Origin of the sequence: Silanimonas sp. (assembly GCF_027530345.1) — a bacterium.
In the GTDB taxonomy this organism is placed as follows: domain Bacteria; phylum Pseudomonadota; class Gammaproteobacteria; order Xanthomonadales; family Xanthomonadaceae; genus Silanimonas.
This window is the reverse complement of sequence record NZ_JAPZQK010000008.1, coordinates 215,863-231,426: the sequence shown is the minus strand read 5'-3', so window position 1 is coordinate 231,426 and position 15,564 is coordinate 215,863. Positions and strand designations below refer to the sequence as shown.

General features: G+C 70.4%; 9 protein-coding genes. 5 read left to right on the top strand and 4 right to left on the bottom strand.

Annotation, left to right across the window (positions count from 1 at the left end; genetic code table 11):
• Position 1 precedes the first annotated feature (1 nt).
• A complete protein-coding gene (locus O9255_RS05565; protein WP_297865851.1) occupies positions 2–2,206 on the bottom strand; it encodes a hypothetical protein in 2,205 nt (734 codons plus the stop codon).
• A 184-nt stretch (positions 2,207–2,390) separates the two neighbouring features.
• Here O9255_RS05565 and O9255_RS05560 point away from each other — a divergent pair, with 184 nt between their 5' ends.
• The 5 genes from O9255_RS05560 to rlmM all read left to right on the top strand — a co-directional run bounded on the left by O9255_RS05560 (position 2,391) and on the right by rlmM (position 6,657).
• A complete protein-coding gene (locus O9255_RS05560) occupies positions 2,391–2,741 on the top strand; it encodes a hypothetical protein (protein ID WP_297865850.1) in 351 nt (116 codons plus the stop codon).
• Between the two features lie 84 nt (positions 2,742–2,825).
• Positions 2,826–4,568 (top strand): glutamine--tRNA ligase/YqeY domain fusion protein, encoded by a 1,743-nt coding sequence (locus O9255_RS05555; protein ID WP_297865849.1) that lies wholly within the window; start codon positions 2,826–2,828, stop codon positions 4,566–4,568.
• Position 4,569: 1 nt separating this feature from the next.
• On the top strand, positions 4,570–5,004 hold the full coding sequence (locus tag O9255_RS05550) for a hypothetical protein (RefSeq protein ID WP_297865848.1): 435 nt from the start codon (positions 4,570–4,572) through the stop codon (positions 5,002–5,004).
• On the top strand, positions 5,004–5,561 hold the full coding sequence (locus tag O9255_RS05545) for a nucleoside deaminase (protein ID WP_297865847.1): 558 nt from the start codon (positions 5,004–5,006) through the stop codon (positions 5,559–5,561). Before O9255_RS05550 ends, O9255_RS05545 begins: the two co-directional genes overlap by 1 nt.
• 4 nt (positions 5,562–5,565) lie before the next feature.
• Complete coding sequence (gene rlmM, locus O9255_RS05540; protein WP_297865846.1) at positions 5,566–6,657, top strand: 23S rRNA (cytidine(2498)-2'-O)-methyltransferase RlmM; 1,092 nt, start codon at positions 5,566–5,568, stop codon at positions 6,655–6,657.
• Between the two features lie 44 nt (positions 6,658–6,701).
• Here rlmM and O9255_RS05535 read toward each other — a convergent pair whose 3' ends face one another.
• From O9255_RS05535 to O9255_RS05525, 3 genes are read right to left on the bottom strand one after another with little or no spacing between them, the layout of a single operon-like run.
• Positions 6,702–7,175 carry a chemotaxis protein CheW gene (locus O9255_RS05535; protein ID WP_297865845.1) on the bottom strand — a complete coding sequence of 158 codons (474 nt, stop codon included), beginning with the start codon at positions 7,173–7,175 and terminating at the stop codon, positions 6,702–6,704.
• 25 nt (positions 7,176–7,200) lie between these two features.
• Positions 7,201–9,228 (bottom strand): chemotaxis protein CheB, encoded by a 2,028-nt coding sequence (locus tag O9255_RS05530; RefSeq protein WP_297865844.1) that lies wholly within the window; start codon positions 9,226–9,228, stop codon positions 7,201–7,203.
• Complete coding sequence (locus O9255_RS05525) at positions 9,221–15,508, bottom strand: response regulator (protein WP_297865843.1); 6,288 nt, start codon at positions 15,506–15,508, stop codon at positions 9,221–9,223. Before O9255_RS05525 ends, O9255_RS05530 begins: the two co-directional genes overlap by 8 nt.
• Between the last annotated feature and the right edge of the window lie 56 nt (positions 15,509–15,564).

Below are 15,564 nucleotides of genomic sequence, written 5' to 3'. Positions count from 1 at the left end.
CTCAGTGTAGCGCCGGCACGACGGCCTGGACGGCCTGCGCTCCGGGCACGCGGGCCCGATCGAGCGCTTCGCCCGCACGTTCGATCATCGGGCGCGGCACGCGCTCGCCGACCAACATCGCCGCGATGCCGATCACCCACTCGGCCACCATGGGGCGGCTGCCCGCGGGCGCGAGCCCCGACACCGGCGCGGCGACCGGGGACAGTCGCTGGTGCAGGGCCTCGGCGAAGGCCCTCGCGGCCGGCACGTCGAGGCCGGGGAGCACCATCCACAGTTCGTCGGGGCCCGGACGGCCCAGCAGGTGGGACGGCAAGGCATCGAGGACTTCGAGTGCTCCGATCAGCGCTTTGGCGCGCCCTTCGAACCCGCCCTCGCCCGCCAGCGGCACACGCAGGAGAGCGATCGGCTCGTTGTTGTCGCGGCAGCGCTCGAAGGCCGTGCGCAAATCCCGCTGCAATGCCTCGGCGTTCAGCACGTCAAGCACCGGATCGAGATCGGCGCGGATCGTCGCCTCGCGCTCATCGAGCGCACTGGCCGCGACCCGACGCGCCGAGGTGACCATCATCTCGATGCGGGCGAGTTCGTCCGGCTCGAAGCCACGACGGCGACGCTCGGCGAACAGGGCGGTCCAACCGCGTTCGGTGACGAGATACGGCACCATCGCCACCTGGCTCGGACCATCGATGCCCATCGGCAGGACGAGCTGCTGCGGGGTGCCGAGGCGGAGCAGCGAGCGCAGCACGCGGGCCCGATCGCGCAGCAGGATCGCGTAGACCGATTCGGTGTCCCCCGGCTCAGCGATGATCGTGTCCTCGCCGTGCAGGGTGGAGCGCGCCACGGCGACGGAGCGCGCCTCCAGCAGCGGCTTCAGCGTCTCGATGAGCCGGCGTGCCACCACCCAGTCGGCTTCCGCTCCGCCGCCGTAGCGCAGCGCCGCGTCGATGGCCGCGACCATCTTCGCTTCGGCGCGCGACCAGCGCTCCTCGACCGGAACCTCGGGCTCCGGGGCGGCGACCTTCGGCGCCTCCACGGGGAGGCCGCGCATCCACGGCAGCAGGACCAGCGCGAACATCAAGGTGGCGATGAGCAACTGGTAGCCGTAGAGCGCGAGCGCGGACGCCGGCACGGCGCCACCGGCGGCCAGCGCGCGCACCACCAGCGCCGCGATCAGCAGCGCCATCAGGGCGATCGGCACCGAGCGGAGGCGGCGACGGTCCAGCGCGAAGGCCACGAGCACGAGCAGCCACGCCTGCGACCAGACGAGTTCCGCCACCTGCCTCAGAAGGTCGGCGTACTCGGGCGGAACGCGGGTGCCGGCGAAGGCCAGCAGGATCAGCACGAGCCCGAAGCGGTGGTACCAGTGCGCCAGCGTCGCCGAGTTCGCCTTCAGCCCGGACTGGTGGCGCGCGACGATCAGCAGGGCCCCCGCGATCAGGATGGTGACCGCGTAGACGAGCCCACCGGCCAACCAGGGATCGAGTACGGCACGCAGCGGCAGCGGCAGGTGGTCGTTGATCAGGGCGATGGCCAGCGCAGAGACGGCGGTCAGCGCGGCCATGCTCCAACCGCCGGCACCCGAACGCCGCACCGCCGGGACCACGCACAGTGCCAGCGACACCAGCAGCACGCCGTAGACGAGCGCGAACAGGCGCAGCGCGGCCGCCTCGCGCTCGGCGAGCACGCGGCCGTCGATCAGCTGCGGCCGCAGGTCGGCATCGACATTCCCTTCCACGCGCACGTAGAGCGCCACGTCGCCCACAACCGCGTCGGGCAAGGGCAACACGAAGCCGTCGGGCCAACGCGCATCCCAGCTGCCGAGGCGGAAATAGCGGGCCTCCGCCACCTCGCGTTCCGGCGCGCCGGGCAGAAGGACGGCCACGCGATCCACCGGCGCGCGTTCGAGCCGGACGTACCAGCGCTCGCCGGCCTCCCGCGGCGGCACGTTGGCCTGAAGGCGCAACCACACGATGCGGTCCGCGCGCGGCGCGGCCTGCACCGATCCGTCCAGCGCCGGGAAGAACCCGGGCTGATAGCGCCCGCTGAGGATGTCGGACAGGGGCACGTCGTTGGGCGCCGCTGTCGACGCGACCTTCAGCGGCACGCCGCTGCGCGCGAGATCCATGCGCATGGCCGGCGCCACCGCCACCGCCGCGAGCAGCAGCAGGGCGATGGCGGCCAAGGCCAGGGTGGTCAGGCGCACGTGCATGCGGGGCGGGAGCAGGCGGGAGAGAAACCCCACTCTAGCGGAAGGGCTGCGACCCTTGACGGCTTTTGACAGATCGCCCCAGCCGCCCCGCAACGCGGGCTACCCCCGGCCTTTGACAGGAAGTGACTCCCCATCACGCGGCGAATACGCGACGATCGGGGCTCCCAACCGAGGAGTTCCCCGTGTGAAGTCCTACCTCTCCGCCATCCGCACCACGATCCTCCTTGTCGTGCTCACCCTCGCCGGCCTGGCCAGCGGCACGGCGAGCGCCCAGGAAGACCGCCGGGTCCGCATCATCAACGAGACGAGCCACACCATCGTCCGGTTCTTCGGTTCGAACGCCGGCACCACCGACTGGGAAGAAGACATCCTCGGCGACAAGGTGCTCGAGCCGGGCCAGTCCGTCATGATCAATTTCGACGACGGTACGGGCTACTGCAAGTTCGACTTCAAGGCCGAGTTCAGCGACGGCGATGAAGTGGTCAAGCACGGCATCGACGTCTGCGAGATCTCCAGCTTCCGCTTCACCGAGTAAGGCGTCCCGCCCCCCCCGCGCGGGGCGACGAGGTGCCCGGCGGGGTAGACTTCGCGGTCTGCCCCGTCTCCATTTCCAGGCGCCATGAGCGAACCGTCCACCGCGGCCGAGGCCACCCCGGCCCGCACCGACTTCATCCGCAACATCGTCCGCGAGGACCTCGCCAGCGGGAAGCACGGCCACATCAACACCCGCTTCCCGCCGGAGCCCAACGGCTATTTGCACCTCGGGCACTCCAAGTCGATCTGCCTGAACTTCGGCATCGCCGCCGAGTTCGGCGGGCACTGCAACCTGCGATTCGACGACACCAACCCCGAGAAGGAAGACCTCGAGTACGTCGAGGCCATCAAGGCCGACGTGCGCTGGCTCGGCTTCGAGTGGCACGAGCTGCGCCATGCCTCGGACTACTTCGAGGTGCTCTACCTCGCCGCCGAGCAGCTGATCCGCGACGGCAAGGCCTTCGTCTGCGACCTATCGGCCGAAGAAGTGCGCCAGTACCGCGGCAGCCTCACCGAGCCGGGCCGCGAATCGCCGTTCCGCAATCGCAGCGTCGAGGAGAATCTTGATCTCTTCCGTCGGATGAGGGCGGGCGAGTTCGCAGACGGTGCCCGTACGCTGCGCGCGAAGATCGACATGGCTTCGGGCAACATCAACCTGCGCGACCCGGCGCTGTATCGCATCAAGAAGGTGAGCCACCAGGCCACGGGCGACGCTTGGCCGATCTACCCGATGTACGACTACGCGCACGCACTGTCGGACGCCATCGAGGGCATCACCCACTCGCTGTGCACGCTGGAATTCGAGGACCACCGACCGCTGTACGACTGGGCCGTGGACCATGTTCGCCTGCACGAACGTCCCGAACTGCTGAAGCCGCTCACTGACAAGGGCGTGCCGAACGAAGCCGCCAAGCCGCGTCAGATCGAGTTCTCGCGCCTCAACATCAACTACACCGTGATGAGCAAGCGCAAGCTGCTCGCGCTGGTCAACGAGAGGCTGGTTGCCGGCTGGGACGACCCGCGCATGCCGACGCTGCAGGGCATCCGCCGCCGCGGCGTGCCGCCCGAGGCCCTGCACCTGCTGGCCGAGCGCGTGGGCATCTCCAAGCAGAACTCGGTCATCGACTTCTCGGTGTTCGAGGGCTGCATCCGCGACGTGCTTGATGCCAAGGCCGAGCGCCGCATGGCGGTGATCGACCCGATCAAGGTCACGATCACCAACCTGCCCGAAGGCCACCGCGAGACGCTCCGCTTCGCCAACCACCCGAAGGACGAGAGCAAGGGCCAGCGCGACGTGCCGTTCTCGAACGCGCTGTGGATCGAACGCGAGGACTTCATGGAAACGCCGGTGAAGGGCTTCCATCGCCTCGTGCCCGGCGGCGAAGTGCGCCTGCGCGGCGCCGGCATCCTGAAGTGCGACGCGGTCATCAAGGACGGTGACGCCGTCGTCGAGCTGCACTGCACGCTCGACCCGGAAAGCCGGCCGGGCATGGAGGGCGCCAACCGCAAGGTGAAGGGCACCATCCATTGGGTCTGCGGGAACGCTGGCATCAAGGCCGAGGTCCGCCTCTACGACCGTCTGTTCTCGGTCGAGAACCCGGACAACGACGAGGGCGGAAAGACCTACCGCGACCATCTGAATCCGGATTCCGTTCGCGTGGTCACCGGATACATCGAGCCCGCCGCCGCCGTGCTGGCCAACGAATCCGCCGTGCAGTTCGAGCGCCTCGGCTATTTCGCCGCCGAGCGTTACGACCATGCGGCCGAACGACCAGTGTTCAACCGCACCGTGACCCTGCGCGACAGCTGGGCCGCGAAAGGAGCCTGACATGCAGCAGCCCCCCCGATCGCTCCGCCATCTCGCCTTCGCGCTCACCGTCGCCTTCGGCGCCTTTGTCTTGGGCGCCTGCGGCAGCACAACGTCGGGCAACGGCAGTGCCGCCACCGACGCGAGCGGCAAGCCGCTGATCGAGCAGCCCGTTTCGAGCGCACCCGTGCCTGAAACCGAGGCCGGCAAGCCCGGTGAGGTGGACTACTCCTGCACCACCGACGCCGACTGCGCCGTCAAGGACGTGGGCAATTGCTGCGGCTACTACCCGGCCTGCGTCAACAAGGACAGTCCGACCTTCCCCGAGCAGGTGAAGGCCGAGTGCGCGAAGAACGACATGCAGTCGGTCTGCGGCTTCCGCGACATCCAAGGCTGCACCTGCGTCGAGGGCCGCTGCGAAGCCGGCCCAGCCACCAGTGGCGAGGCCGTGCGCTGATGCTTTACGCGCAAGTGCACCTCACGCTGCCCGCATGGGTGCACGAGGCCGTCGATGCCTCGGCCGACTACGCCGATGACGACGCCAAGATGGCGCTGGCGATCCGCCTCTCGGCCTTGAACGTCGAGCACGGCAGCGGCGGTCCCTTCGGCGCCGCCGTGTTCTCGCCGGAAGGCCGCTTGATCGGCGTCGGCGTGAACCGCGTGGTGCCGCACAGCACCTCGATCGCGCACGCCGAGATGATGGCCTTCGCCACCAGCCAGCAGCGCGTACAGCAGTTCCGCCTCAACGCCGAGCGCGGCCCGATCACCCTGGCCACGTCCTCGCAGCCCTGCTGCATGTGCTACGGCGCCAGCGTCTGGGCCGGCATCGATCGGCTGCTGATCGGCGCCCGTGCCGAGGACGTGGAATCGCTGGCGGGCTTCGACGAAGGCCCCCTGCCCGCGGACTGGCAAGGGGAGCTGGTGAAGCGCGGCATCGCCGTCGTCACCGACCTGCGCCGCAACGAGGCCTGCGCCGTGCTCGCCGAGTACGGCCGCGCCGGCAAGGTCTATTGAGCCGATGAGCACCGCCAAGCCCGAACCGGCCCTGCTCGCCTACTGCCGGCCGGGCTTCGAGCCCGAGCTCGCCGCCGAGCTCACCGCGCGTGCGGGCGAGCGCGACCACTGGGGGCATGCCACCACCGAGCGCGGCAGCGGCGTGGTGCGCTACGTCTGCGCCAGCGCCGCGCTGCTCGAGAGGCAGCTCGCGTTCGATGACCTGATATTCGCCCGGCAGAAGCTGCTCGGCCTTGCACGGCTCGACGGCCTCGATCCAACCGATCGCATCACGCCGCTGCTGGCCGCGCTCGAGACGACCCGCGAAACGGTCGCCGCCGCCTCGGGCGGTGCCCTGCGCTTCGGCGACCTCGTCGTCGAGCACAGCGACGCCGACGAGGGCCGCGAGCTGGCCGGCCTCGCCCGCGGCTTCGGCAACGCCCTGCGCCCTGCACTGCGCAAGCCGGGCTGGCTCACCGACAAGCCGGATGCGCGCAAGCCGCGCCTGCACGTGCTCGTGCATTCCGGCACGCGGATGGAGCTCGCGCTCTCGCGCGTGGAGGACAGCAGCCCGTGGCCGGGTGGCATCCCGCGCCTGCGCCAGCCGCCGAACGCGCCGAGCCGCAGCGCCGCCAAGCTCGACGAGGCGATCCACACCCTGCTCACCGACGAGGAGCGCAAGACGCTGCTGCGCGACGGCCTTCGCGCTGCCGACCTCGGCGCGGCGCCCGGCGGCTGGACCTGGGTGCTGGTGCGTGCGGGACTTCGCGTCACCGCGGTCGACAACGGCCCACTGAAGGAACCGGTGGCCGGGCATCCGCAGGTGGAGCACCTGCGCGCGGACGGCTTCCGCTGGCAGCCGGCGCGTCCGCTCGACTGGATGGTCTGCGACATGGTCGAACAGCCCCGTCGCGTCGCCGAACGGATGGCCGAGTGGTTCCGCGAAGGCTGGTGCCGCAACGCGATCTTCAACCTCAAGCTGCCGATGAAGAAGCGATGGGACGAGACGGTGATGTGCCTCGACCTGTTCCGCGCCCAGGCCGGCGAGTTGAAGGCTTTGCGCGCGCGCCAGCTCTACCACGACCGCGAAGAGATCACGGTCTTCGCGCGGCGCTGAGCCGCGCGGTCCTCAAGCGCATCGCGAAGGGCTGAAGCCCTTCGTCAGGCGACCTTCGAGAGCGCTTCGTCGACGAGCAGCTCGACCGTCATCAGGTCGGGAATCACGGCGATGTCCTCGCCGAGTTGCACGCGCGCCTGCACGCCGAGCGGGTGCTCACGCATGTCCTCGACGGGCAACAGGCGCTCGCGCGAGACGCTGACGAGTCGCGGGAAGCCCGACGACACCACGGCGAAGTACGGCAGGCGCGGATTGCCGCCCAGCGCCTTCAAGACGGCGAGCTTGGCGCCGAGTTGCACGGTCTCGGACGGCCAGCCCACCAGCTGCGGGAAGCTCAGCACCGGCAGGCGCCAACCGCGCCAGCGCGCCACGCCCAGCAGCCACTCGGGCGCGGCGTCGACACGCTCCGGTTCGGAGTACGAGATCACTTCCGCCACGTTCGCGTTCGGCAGCAGCAGGCGACCACCACCGCCCACGGCGATCATCACGCCTCGGATATCGTTCAGCTCGGTGCTCATGGCGTGTTCCGGTCGGTTCGCATCATCAAGTGGGGAAATAGGCATCGAGCCGCGCCGCGATGTCGGCGGCCGACACCGGCGACGCGCCCGCGGCCTGCAGCGCGACGACGGCCTTGGCGTCGAAGCAACTGGCGGGGTCCTGTACCAGCACGCGCGTGCCCTTGGCCATGGCCTGCACGAGCGGCTCGACCACGGCTTCGTCGGCACCGCTGAGCACGACCACGGCACCCTGCACCGCGGTGGCTGCCGCGATCAGCGCAGCGACGCCTTCGGCTTTGGGGAAGCTCAGGGCACCGGCACTGGACAGACCTTCCGGCAAAACGCGGACCGCACCCGGCGGCGGCGTTTCGGCGGGCTCGGCCAAGGCCACCGGCAGGCGGCTGATCTTGGCGAGCTGCTCGACGAACCGGTCGTGGCGCCCGCCATCAAGGTTCTGCTGAAGCAGCACGGCGAGGGGAAAGCTGGCCGGCAGCGCACGCAAGAGCTGGCGCACGGCATCCGGCCCACCGATGCCCGAGAGCACCAGCACCGTTCCGGTGGCGGCCGCGGCCTCGGCACCTTCCTCGATGAGCGGGCTCAGGCTGAGGTGGGCGACATCGGGGATCACCACCGGCTCGGCCAGCGGAGGCGGCGGCGGCGCCACGGCCGGCACGTCATCAATCGGTGCGAGCTCCAGGCCGCCCAGCCCCGCGAAGTTGAAGGCCGGGTTGGCCGCGGCCGGCGCCGGGGCCACCGGCGCGGCATCCTCGGCGGAGAGGCTCAGGCCACTGGTGTCCGGGATCGGCATCGCCGCCGGCTTCGCAACGCTGACGTAGGCCCCTTCCGCGAAATCGAAATCGGGGATCGGCGGCGGCTCGGCGAAAGCGCGCTCCGGCTCCAGCGGCGTCTCGCCCTGCGGTCCGAGCGCCAGCGGCGTTTCGCGGCGATCGAAATCGGCGAAGCCGTCGTCGAGGTCCTCGCTGCTGCCTTCGAAACTGAGCGAATCGAGGTTCTCGTCGAAGGACGCGGCAAGCTTCGCCAGTTCGGGGTCCATGGCCAGCGTGTCGTCGCTGGCCTCCTCGTCCTTGGCGGACGACGTGTCGCCGCTGGAGAAGCGGAAGCCACCGCCTTCGCCGAAGGCCGCGAGCTCCTCCTCGGTGAGGGTCAGCTCTTCCACGTCCATCGACAACGCGTCGGCCTCGATCGCGGATGATGAAGCGGTCGGCGCGTCGAAGCTGATCTCCTTCGCCGAGAGCAGGGAGACGGAGGGTTGCGACGGACGTTCCGGCGCCGGCACGTCGACGTCGTCGACCAGTTCGAGGCCGCGCAGATCGATCATGCCGACATCGAGGTCATCCGCGACCGCGAACGCGGCCGGCGCGCTTTGGGAGGCCGGCTCCGCGGCGCCGACATCGACCACCGGCGCCTGCATCGCTTCTTCCAATGCAGCGAAGTCGAGTTCAAGGTGTTCCGGGTCGCCCTCTTGCACCGGCGGCGTCACCCAGTCGGCCGGCGGCGCGACCTCGGTGGCGGGTGCGGTGTCGGCGGCTTCGACGGTGGGCGGCGCATCGCTCGGCCGGTAGGCGCTGGGCACGTCCGCCGCCGACGCGTTGATTTCGGCGGCGAAATCGTCGATCCGGGCCTCGTCCGCCAGCGCGGCCGGCGTGGTCGGCACGCCGGGTTCCAGGAAGGCGGCGGCCTCCTGGTGCGCCTCCGGCTCGGCGCCGGGCGGCAGCACGCCACAGCCGAGCAACTTGGCGGCCAAATGGCGCGCCCAACGATTCAGATCCCAACCGCCGAGCTTCGCCGTCGTCTCCGCCTCGTCGAACATGACGTTGAGCGACGGCTCGAGCAGGTCGTCTTCGAGACGATCGAGGGCGGCTTCGACCGCCGGCTCGACGCTCACCAGCACAGTGGTCGCGCCAGCGGAAACCAGGGCCCCGGGCGCAAGGTCATTCGGGTCGGCCTCCACCACGAGCTCGGCGCCGAGCTCGGTGATGGCGCGCTTGAGCTGCTCGCGGGCGTCGCCGGCGCGAGCCAGCAGCGCAACCTTCAGGCGCGACCCGTCAGCCACGCGCAGCCACCTCGGCCAGCAGTTCGAACACGTGGCGGATCAGCTCCGGCTCCTGGTAAGGCTTGCCGAGGTAGCGGTTCACGCCGATCTCGAACGCGCGCTGGCGGTGTTTGTCGCCGGTGCGCGAGGTGATCATGATGATCGGCACGTCGCGCAGGCGGGCGTCGCCGCGCATCGTCTGCGCCAGCTCGTAGCCGTCCATGCGCGGCATCTCGATGTCGAGCAGCATCAGGTCGGGCACGCGCTCGGCCATCTTCTCGATGGCGTCGATGCCGTCCTTCGCCGTGCCGACCTCGAAGCTGTGGCGCTCGAGCACGCGGCCGGTGACCTTGCGCATGGTGATCGAGTCGTCGACCACCATCACGAAGGGCACCTTGCGCTCGGCGAGCGGCGCGGCGGCCGGCGCGACCGGACGATCCTCCGCCAAGGCCTCGGCGGCGATGGCGTTGAAGCGGCGGGCCAACGGCGCGACGTCGAGGATCACCACGACCGAACCGTCACCCATGATGGTGGCGCCGAAGATGCCGGTGACCGAGCTGACCTGCGGGCCGACCGGCTTGACTACGATTTCCTTGCTGCCCAGCACCTGGTCGACGCAGATCGCCGCGCGCAGGTCGCCCGAGCGGGCCAGCAGCAGCGGCATCTGCAGGCTGCCTTCCGCGTTTGCGGGCGCATGGCCCACCAAACGGCCGAGGTCGTAGATGCCGTAGTCCTCGCCGGCGTAGCGGAACACCGGGCTGCCGGTGGCTTCCTGCTCCGCCAGCTCCGGGCGACCGATGCGGGCGACACCCTGCACCGAGGCGATCGGCACCGCGAAGCGGGTCTCGCCGATCTTGACGAACACCGCCTGCGTGACCGCGAGGGTGAACGGCAAGCGCACCGTGAACTCGCTGCCCTTGCCGGGCGTGGAGCGGATCTGCAGCGAGCCGCCGAGCTGGCGGATTTCGCTGTAGACGACGTCCATGCCGACGCCGCGGCCGGCGAGCTTGCTGACCGTCTCGGCGGTGGAGAAGCCCGGCTCGAGGATGAATCCGAACACCTGCTCGTCGCTGAGCTGGGCGTCGGCCGTCGTCAGGCCACGCTCGACGGCCTTGGCGAAGATGCGCTCGCGATCGAGGCCCTTGCCGTCGTCGGTGAGGCGCAGCACCACTTCGGAGCCTTCACGCGCCACCGCGATGCGGACGGTGCCCTCGGCATCCTTCTTCGCCTGCCGGCGCTCGTCCGGCGTTTCGAGGCCGTGCGCGATGGCGTTGCGCAGCATGTGCTCGATGGGCGCCGTCATGCGGTCGAGCACCGAGCGGTCCATTTCGCCGCTGGCGCCGTCGACCTTGAGCTGGGCCTGCTTGCCGGTGTCGGTGCAGGCCTGGCGCAGCACGCGGCGCAGGCGCGGGACCAGCGATTCGAAGGGCAGCATGCGCGTGCGCATGAGGCCTTCCTGCAGGTCCGAGCTCACGCGCGACTGCTGCAGCAGCAGGGCTTCGTAGCCGCGGGTCAGCTCGTCGAGCGAGTCGTAGAGGTTGCCCAAGTCGTTCGTCGACTCGGCCAGCGAGCGGGTGAGCTGCTGCTGCGTCGAGAAGCGGTCGAATTCCAGCGGATCGAACTGCTTGCTGGTCTCTTCTTCGCGCTGGTAGCGCGAGGCGATCTGCGCTTCCGTCTCGATCTCGAGGCGGCGCAGCTGGTCGCGGATACGCGACGTCGTCTGCTCGAGTTCGTTCAGGTTGCCGCGGAACGCACCCAGCTGCTGTTCGAGGCGGGCGCGGTAGATGGCCACCTCGCCGGCGTACGTCACCAGCTTGTCGAGCAGGTCGGCGCGAATGCGCACCTGCTCCTGCGCGGCACGCAGCGCACCGCCGTCGTCGTCGTCGAGGACGTCGTCGATCGGGCGGGACAGCTCGGCGAGCTTGGGCTTGCGGGCGTCGACCGCGACCGTCACGGCGGCGGACGGCGTGCCGTCTTCAGCATCGTCTGCGACCGCACCCGGCAGCGACTGGCCGAGCGCGAGGGCATTCACCTGTGCGATGAGGCCGTTCGGCTGGACGATCGCCTTGCGCTCGGTGACGCGGGTGGTCATCGCGTGCAGGCGGTCGAAGCAGCGCTCGAGGACGATGACGCCGCGGGCGTCGAGGCTGCGCTTGCCGTCGGCGATGGCCTCGAGCAGCGATTCCATCGCATGGCCGAGTTCGCCGATGGGCCAGACGCCGGCCATGCGCGCGCCGCCCTTCAGGGTATGCAGATCGCGCTGCAGGCCAGTGATGAGCTCGCGATCCTCGTGCTCGTCGCGCAGGCGGGCCATCAGCCCGTCGCTGTGGTCGAGCAGGTCGCTCGACTCATCGAGGAAGATCTCGAGCAGGTCGGTGTCGATCTCGGTGGTGTCGAGGGCCTCGTCCGGATCGGCCGGATCGGCCGGATCGCCCGCGTCGGGCACGGTGGTGGCATCGAAGACCAAGCCCGTATCGCCGGCGGCGTCGATGGCGCCGGACGGCGATTCGGCGGCGAGACGCGCCGCCTCGCGGCGGGCCAGTTCTTCAGCGATGCGCTGGCGCTCGGCCTGCTCGCGGGCGGCCTGTTCCGCAGCGGCGCGGGCTTCGGCCTCGCGAGCCTCGGCTTCACGCGCTTCCTGCTCCGCTTGCGCGCGAGCGGCCTGTTCGGCCAGCTCGGCCTGCATCTGCGCGAAGGCGGCGGCCTCGCGCTCGGACTGCTCGCGGGCACGCTGCTCGGCAGCGGCGCGCGCCTCGCGCTCCGCCTGCTCGAACGCCGCCAGTCCGGCAGCCAGAGCGGCCGCCTCGGCATCCTGGGCGGCACGTTCGGCCGCTTGTGCTTCCGCCGCTGCTGCGGCTTCGGCGGCGACGCGGGCGTCCCGCTCGGCTTGGGCGCGCGCGGCCTGCTCGACTGCGGCAGCCGCCTCGGCATCGGCGAGGGCCTTCAGCACCGCCAACTCGGCGGCGTAGGCAGCTTCCTCGGCCCGATCGTCGACCGGCGGCAATGCAGCGGCGATGGAGGCCTCGTCCGCGGCGTGCGTCGCGTCGACTGGGACGTCGACGGAAGGTTCGATGGCGACGGACTCGCTCTCGGCGATGTCGAACGCCACCGGCAGCGGCGCCTCGAGGAAGGAGTCGAGCGTCAGGCGCTCGGGGTCCTGGGCATCGGCCGGAGCGAGCTCACCGCTGGCCTCCGGGGCGGTGGTTTCGGCGACCGGCTCGGCCGGGGCGTCGAAGCGCGGCACTTCCGCGGTGTCGATGCCGCCCATGTCGACGGCGACGATCGTGTCGTCGTCGCCAAGGCTGAGCACCGGCGAGCCGGGCTCCGGCAGCGCGTCGCGAACGGCCTGCAGCGCCGCGGCCAGGGCCGGGAACTGCGGCAGGCGCGCCTCGGGGTCGGCCAGCGCGTCGAGGGTCTGGCGCACGGCGTACGTGGCTTGGCGAACCAGCACGACGTCCCCGGCGGAAGGCAGGGCGTGCGCGGAAATCAGGCGCTTCAGGAAGCCTTCCAACGGCGAGGTGACACCGGTGATCGCGCTGACCTCGGTCATCGCGAAAGCACCGTTCATCGTGTGCACCGAGCGGAGCAGGCGCTCTTCGATGCGCTGTGGGCCCTGCGCTTCCGAGCGGGCCAGCCACTCGTCGACCACTTCCAGGTGGCCTTCGACCTCGGGGCGGAGGATCTCGAGCAGCACCGGGTCCAGCGCGAAGGACACCCCTTCCGGAACCGCTTCGTAGGCCGGCAGCATCGGCCAATGGCTGGCCGCGCGAACGACCGGCACGTAGGGCGGCAGTTCAGGGGCCTCGGGCAGCGGCGGCGGCTCGACGGCGAACGGCGCGGAAGGCACCGGCTCGATGGCCGGCGCGGCAGCCTGGATCGGCGCGTCGGGCTCCGGCGCATGGGCTGCCGGGGCGACGTAGTGCGCTTCCTCACCCGCGGCAACGCGGTCGGCAATGGCCTTCAGCCCGTCGAGATCGGCGTAGCGCTCCTCGCCGGCCAGCGCGGCGCGCAGGTCCGGCAGCACACGCGCGCACTCGGCGACGATGTCGTGCACCGCCTGGGTCGGCGGGCGCGTGCCATCGAGCACGCGGTTCAGCATGTTCTCGATCTTCCAGCTGAACTCGCCGAGCGCCTTGGCACCCACGAGTCGGCCGGAGCCCTTCAACGTGTGGAACACGCGACGGATCGGGCGCAGCGCGTCGACGTTGTCGAGCTTCGCGGCCCAAGCCGGCAGCAGCGTGCCGAGGTTCTCGATCTCCTCCGAGAATTCTTCGAGGAAGACTTCCTGGATCTCGGCGTCGACGTCCTCGTTCGAGGCGACGTCGTAACCCGGCAGGCGCTCGCCGACGACTGCCGCGGGCTTCGGCGCGGGAGCGGCCGGCGCGAGGGCCGGGGTATCCACGATGGCCGCCACGTCGACGCGGGGCACCGGGATCGGCGCCACCGGTGCGGGCGGTTCGGCAAAGGCAGGGGCCGGGGTTTCGATGGCGGCAATGAGGGCCGGATCGACCGGGACGACCGATTCCGCCGACGCTTCGGTGATCGGCGGCTCGAACGCCGGAGCCGCGGGCGTCGCCGGCACGATGGCGGGCGCAAGCGCGGCCGGCAGCGGCCAGTAACCGATGGCGGTCAGGCTTTCGCGGGCGATGTTGAGGATCTGGTCCGGATTGGGCCGGCGATCGCGGATCGCCTCGAGGAAGTACTCGACCGAGGCCAAGGCGTCGGCGAGGCGATCGAGCTGGTGGCCGGTCGGCACGCGACGCTTGGCGATGAGCTCTTCCACCGTGAAGCGCGAGATGGCGGTGAGCAGGTCGACCGCCGCGGGCACTTCGAGGATCCGGAGGGCGCCGGCGACTTCGGACAGCAGGGGAGAGACGTCCTGCAGTCGCGAGTGGTCCCAATGGGTCTCGACGAAGGCGACGAAGCAGGCGCGCGCACTGCTGAAATTGTTCAGCGCTTCGCGGGCGACCACGTCGAGCACGGCGCGCGCTTCGGCGGCCGGCAGCAGCGGCTGCGGCGCGTTGGCGTCGGCCTCGCCTTCGCCAAGGCGCGCCACCTGGTCGTCGAGCATCGCTTCGACATAGAGCAGCGCACCGGCGATGTCGAGGAGGGCCGATTCGTCCGGGGCACGGTGGCCGCCGGCGATGGCGTGCATGGTCGCGAGCTGGTCGCGCACGACGCGCTGCGGCACGCCGAGGCCGAGCACGCCGAGGGTTTCCTTGACGCGGTCGAGGGTGTCGATCTGCGCGCCGAGTTCGGCGACGACGCCGGCAGGGGCGCGCATGTGCAGGTCAAGCGCGTCCTTCACGCGCAGGAGGTCTTCCTTGATGGCATTGGTGACCGTCGACAGCAGGGCGCGGTTGTGGCCAGCCATCGCGCTGCGTGCGTGTTCCACCTCGCGCTCGCTCGGCATGTAGCTCTCGAGCGCGAACGCGGCATTGACCTCGCCGAGGCGGCCGGACTTCTCGGGCGCATGGGCGATGAAATACAGGAGCTGCCGCGTCAATTCGACCGGCGGCTGGGTGCGGAAGGCCGCGTCGCCCTCGGTGGCGAGGCGCTTGATCTCGCGCTCGATGCGGGCGATCACCTGCTGGTGCGCGCGCTCCACCGGGAAGGCGCCACGCGCCGCAGCATCGAGCAGCGAGGACGCCACCCAGAACAGCCGGCGCGCCGATTCGGCGCTGGTGAACTCGACCATCTGCAGGCAGACGTCGGCGAGGTCCAGGGCGGAACCTCTGTCGCCGTCCTTCAGCCACTTCAACAGCGAGCCCTGGAACAGCTGGCTGGCGACTTCGGCGCGGCGCTTGACCTGGTCGACGGGCAAAGGCGTGCTCGGCCCACGGGCGTTCGCCGGCAGTTCGATGCCCAGGTTCGGCGAGAACAGCATCGCCTCGGACACACCCTTCTCGCCACGGGCGCCACGCAAATCGTTGAGCAGCGGCAGTAGCACCAGCGGAATGTCGCGGAAGCCGGTCTGCAGGCGCTCGAGATAGTCGGGCAACTGCATGATGCCGCGCATCAGCGCGCTGAAGGCGTTGTCGCGATCCTCGATGCCCCCAGCGATCAGCGCCTTGGCCAGCGCGTGCATTTCCTCCGCGACCATCGCCGCGCCGTAGAGCTCGACCATGCGCAGCGCGCCGTGCACCTGGGCGAGCCCGTTGGCGCACAGTTCGAGCTGGGCCGGGTCCTGGCCGTTCTCGACGTAGTCCTCGAGGCCCTGGCGGGCCAGCTTGAGGGTTTCGTCGATCTCCGGCTTGACCCAGGTCAGCGTGGTGTAGTCGTTCTGGTCTTGCAGACGCATCGTGCGCTCTCGGCAGTACGGGGGTCACGCCGCGGCGGATGCCGCGGGAGAGCGGA

Excerpts from the sequence above, each read along its gene's own strand:
- O9255_RS05545 (WP_297865847.1), top strand. The coding sequence starts at position 5,004 with ATGCTTTACGCGCAAGTGCACCTCACGCTGCCCGCATGGGTGCACGAG.
- O9255_RS05555 (WP_297865849.1), top strand. The coding sequence starts at position 2,826 with ATGAGCGAACCGTCCACCGCGGCCGAGGCCACCCCGGCCCGCACCGAC.
- O9255_RS05535 (WP_297865845.1), bottom strand. The coding sequence starts at position 7,175 with ATGAGCACCGAGCTGAACGATATCCGAGGCGTGATGATCGCCGTGGGC.
- O9255_RS05525 (WP_297865843.1), bottom strand. The coding sequence starts at position 15,508 with ATGCGTCTGCAAGACCAGAACGACTACACCACGCTGACCTGGGTCAAG.
- O9255_RS05565 (WP_297865851.1), bottom strand. The coding sequence starts at position 2,206 with ATGCACGTGCGCCTGACCACCCTGGCCTTGGCCGCCATCGCCCTGCTG.
- O9255_RS05550 (WP_297865848.1), top strand. The coding sequence starts at position 4,570 with ATGCAGCAGCCCCCCCGATCGCTCCGCCATCTCGCCTTCGCGCTCACC.
- rlmM (WP_297865846.1), top strand. The coding sequence starts at position 5,566 with ATGAGCACCGCCAAGCCCGAACCGGCCCTGCTCGCCTACTGCCGGCCG.